Here is a 3,802-nt window from a genome sequence, read left to right on the forward strand (position 1 = left end):
ATGAGGGAGGCCTGGGCGCTGTCGGGGCAGGCGAGCCGGACCATTTCGAGGGAAGCGCCCTTGCGGAGCTGGACGATCTTGCCGGATTGACGGGAGGAACGAGCGTTGCTGGTCATGTGAGGTCCTTTCCTTCACGGTTTGCCCGAAGGCTCGAGCCGGCCCCTGCCGGCCCTCCCTTCGGGCGCGGGCAGACCAAACCGGCGGAAAGACGGCGGCTTCAGGGTCCGCGCGGACCGAGCCGAGCGAGCCAGATCTGCGGGTCAGCAGGGCTTTCAGCCCTTGCGCATCCCGCGGGGCTGGTTGGCGAGGATGGTTCGTGCGGCCGCACCGCGGCGCGTCAGCGGCCTTGAAGCCGCCGGCCGGCGGTTTACGACCGCAGCCTGTCCCGAAGGGAGGCCGGCAGGAGCGCCACTCATACCGGCCCCAATGTGAAGGAATGGACGATGACCTTCTGGACCGCATTCCCGATCATCCCGTGCGGGCCGCTGCGCATGCGTTTTGGGAGATTGTCGCGCTAACCCTTGCCAACCGGCCATTGCGGAAATGGCATGCATCCGGGGGCATAGTCTCGCGAGACGGCGGCTGGCGCCATGGACGCCGCAAGGTCTTCGCCCGCGACGGCCCAGTCGACAATGGCGGCCTTGGGCTGGTTCGGAGATGGCGCCGATCCATCAAGATGCGCTTCGAGAACCTTGGCGATGTCGGCGCGGGGTTTGGGGGTGTCTGCCGTCACGAGAATATGGACGGCCACGAGCCATGTGGTCATGGTTTGCATCTCCTCGATGGATTGGTGAAGCGGGGAGCACGGATCGAAGTCAGAACCGCACGCTTCCAGGCGTCGGCCACTGCAAACCGGGTGCTGTGCCGCTTGTGATGGATGATGAGTCTCGGATGCGAGCCTTCCATGCGAAAGCTGGCGCGCCAGCCGAAGGCCATGGCGATGAGTTTCCAGGGGACGGCCATCACCGCCCTCATCCGATGAAGCTGGAGGGCCCCGTCATAGGGATCATGCCGGTCTGGATCGATGACGAAACCAAACGGGCCGGCCGTGTAGTCCGCGGAGGGAACCAGAAACCGGCGTTCCTTCACCGCAGGATCGCGCTTGCCGCCCCGTGTTGCGACGACTTCGACAAAGCCATCACGGTGATCCGACCGGATGGCAGAAATGATGTTCCAGTCGCCAGCGTGATGTGCGTGGAAGGCCCGGCGATCCTTTTCGCGGGACTGGCCAGGTTCGAGCACGGTCCCGAAGATTGCTTCCCAGGCGTCCGGCCAGCTGTCCTTCACGGTCTGCTCGGCGCAACGCCGTTCGAAGCTCGTGAAGAGATGCGGAAAAGCGAGCGCGACGATCGCCCATTCGGCATCTTCTTCGTACCAGCCATTAGCATTGCGAAGGCGGGAATTGACCTTTGAATTGCGGTCGGCTGCAAGATGGAATCCGCCGTGACCGGCCGTGGAATGGCAGGCGATACCTTCGGCGAAGACCGTGGCGCCTTGCGAAGGGCCCCAGGGCGTGTGTGCGCGGGAATGGATTTCACGCCGGCTGAGAGCATTTTTCTCGCGGATGTGCTCGGCCTTCTCTGCCATTCTGGCCCGGAAGGCCGCTTCGTCGACAAGCGCGCCGTGAAACCCGTTGAAATCCCCTCGCACGAGTTCGCGCAAAGGCCGGCGCACGAACCATGCCGCGGCAAGGTGGTGGGTTCCATCCCGGCCCGGCAACATCGCGTAGGCGGTATCATCGAGGCGCGCCACGGGAAAGCCCTCGGCACTGGTCCCGAACTCGACACCAGAGAGGTCCGGGGTCTTGGAACTGGATGGGGCTGACTTGGAGGAATGCATCATGCCGCCCTCCCCTCGACATGATCGGCGGCCACCTCGTCGGCGGTCACTTCATGCAGCACCGCATCGGGATAGCCGTGGCGGGACAGCCATTCTTCGGCTGCGGGCCTGCTGTCGGCGACATGTACCAGCTCGCCGGCATCGCCGGACCGGCTGAGGACCAGCACCGAACCAACGGCCGGCCGTTCGATCACTGTGAAGGTGAGATCGCTGTCGACAGAAAACGACTTGAACACCTTCAAAACGATCACGGCCTTGGTGCCGTAATCGCCCTCGTGAAGGGTGAAGCTGCCGGGAAAGGTGATTTCGCCGGTGCGGCGGCCAGGCATTTTCTTGACCAGACGGCCCGTATTGTTGTGTCGCTCCCAGGCCTGAAGCTTGCGGCGGTGCCGTTCGGGTGGGCGCGGCGTGCCGTCGGAATAGCGGATGATCGCACCGAGCGGCGCGGTGTCGGAGATCAGTTGCGCGGACATGATGTACTCCTGTTCTGTTGCGTGGAAACGAAAGCGCCGCCGGACCACGCCGGCGGCGTGATGTGCATTCGGAAGGGAGGAGCCGGCTATTCGGCGGCTTCGCGGAAACCTTCGGAGACGACATCCGGGTCGATCTCTCCCTCAACCGGCTCGTCGACGGAGTCGGCGTCCGAGGCGTCTTCGGCCTCGGAGAGCTCGTTGCGGGCCTTCCAGTCGGCGAGTTCGTTCGCGTCAGGCGCGAACAGCGCCGACCCGTGGACGAAGCGTTCTTGCCTGAAATGCTCGACGAGCGCGGCACGGGTGTCGCGAACCTTGTTGCGCGGCAAAACCGAGGTCTCCGCACATGCCGCTTCGAGCGCCTGCCGGGAGAGGCACAGAAGGAAATCTTCCGTCCCCATATTGGGCAGGAAGCTGTCGGCCCCAACGACCGCGCCGGCGATCCGGGAGACGATGCCGCTGTTCGACATGTTGCGGCGGCACGACAGCACCTCGATCAGCACCGAGCGGACCGCGACACGAAGCGTCTCCGTGTCGAAGGCGAGATTGCCGGCTTCGTCGACAAGCGTCGCCGCATGGGGTGCGATCTGGCTGCGGAACGAACCGGTATTGCCCGATCCGGTATCGACGCGGACGTTCTGCCCCGCAAAGGCGATGACGAGCAGCGCCATCAGCGTGTCGTCCTCGATCGGCGCACGCTGTAGTGCTTCGTGAAGCGCGTCGGTGCGGAAATCGCCGATCATGTCCTGACCCTTCTGGGTGACATCGGGGCGCTGCGTGGGCGCGACTGCGCCCCCCTCCCCGGGCTTGCCTTTCGCCGCCTTCGGCTCGGGCATCCGGTAGACGACCGATTGCACCTTGCCCTCACGGTCGAGATACATCGCCGTATGGTCGGACTTCTTGGGCTTGCCGTAGACGCGCTCGGCCTTTTTCGGCAATTCCGGTTGCCCCCAATTGTTGGACTCGGTGATCATGCCGTTCTTCGGCAGGTTGTTGGTCATCCACTCCTGCTGGGCGCCGAGGAAAGCCTCGACGTCAGTCGTGTAGCGGCTGTCCTCGTCCGCCGGTGCGAAGAGGTCCTCGACCCAGGCGATGCCATAGGCCTGCGCCAGCTCGTCGTCGAAACTGGCGTCGCGCGCATACATGCGGGTCTTCGTGAGGCCATTGGCGACCGACCACCACGAGGTGGTCTCGTTCTTCTTCGGCTTGTGGGCCTTCCAGACCTCCTTCTGTTCGGCAATCGAGGCGGCGGCGATGGTTCGGAGTTGCCGCTCGTCCGGCATGTCGCCCTTGGCCATCTGGTCGAGCATTGCGGGAAGCACATTGGCGAGCAGCCGCAGCTTCTTGATTTGGCGCACCGAAAGCGACAGCGCCGCGGCGATGCCCTCCTCGGTCCAGCCGAGCGCGACCAGGCGTTCGATGGCGCGCCACTGATCGACGGGGTTGAGCGGTTCGCGGGCGATGTTCTCGACCATGGAGCGCATGGCGCCGCC

General features: G+C 64.7%; 4 protein-coding genes. All 4 read right to left on the reverse strand.

The window, feature by feature from the left end:
• Nucleotides 1-514: 514 nt before the first annotated feature.
• A complete protein-coding gene (locus MRY80_RS11350) occupies nucleotides 515-766 on the reverse strand; it encodes a hypothetical protein (RefSeq protein ID WP_293291085.1) in 252 nt (83 codons plus the stop codon).
• Nucleotides 763-1,842: a hypothetical protein gene (locus MRY80_RS11355; RefSeq protein ID WP_346433397.1), complete on the reverse strand. Its 1,080-nt coding sequence runs from the start codon at nucleotides 1,840-1,842 to the stop codon at nucleotides 763-765. Before MRY80_RS11355 ends, MRY80_RS11350 begins: the two co-directional genes overlap by 4 nt.
• Nucleotides 1,839-2,312: a hypothetical protein gene (locus MRY80_RS11360; RefSeq protein WP_293291086.1), complete on the reverse strand. Its 474-nt coding sequence runs from the start codon at nucleotides 2,310-2,312 to the stop codon at nucleotides 1,839-1,841. The genes MRY80_RS11355 and MRY80_RS11360 overlap by 4 nt, the downstream gene beginning before the upstream one ends.
• 86 nt (nucleotides 2,313-2,398) lie before the next feature.
• Nucleotides 2,399-3,802, reverse strand: a 1,404-nt coding sequence (locus tag MRY80_RS11365; protein ID WP_293291088.1) for a plasmid partitioning protein, incomplete at its 5' end; no start/stop codon positions are given.

The organism is Oricola sp., from assembly GCF_022763245.1.
Classification (GTDB): domain Bacteria; phylum Pseudomonadota; class Alphaproteobacteria; order Rhizobiales; family Rhizobiaceae; genus Oricola.

Bases quoted from the DNA above. Each gene is read 5' to 3' on its own strand.
- MRY80_RS11350 (WP_293291085.1), bottom strand. From the start codon at position 766: ATGACCACATGGCTCGTGGCCGTCCATATTCTCGTGACGGCAGACACC.
- MRY80_RS11360 (WP_293291086.1), bottom strand. From the start codon at position 2,312: ATGTCCGCGCAACTGATCTCCGACACCGCGCCGCTCGGTGCGATCATC.
- MRY80_RS11355 (WP_346433397.1), bottom strand. From the start codon at position 1,842: ATGATGCATTCCTCCAAGTCAGCCCCATCCAGTTCCAAGACCCCGGAC.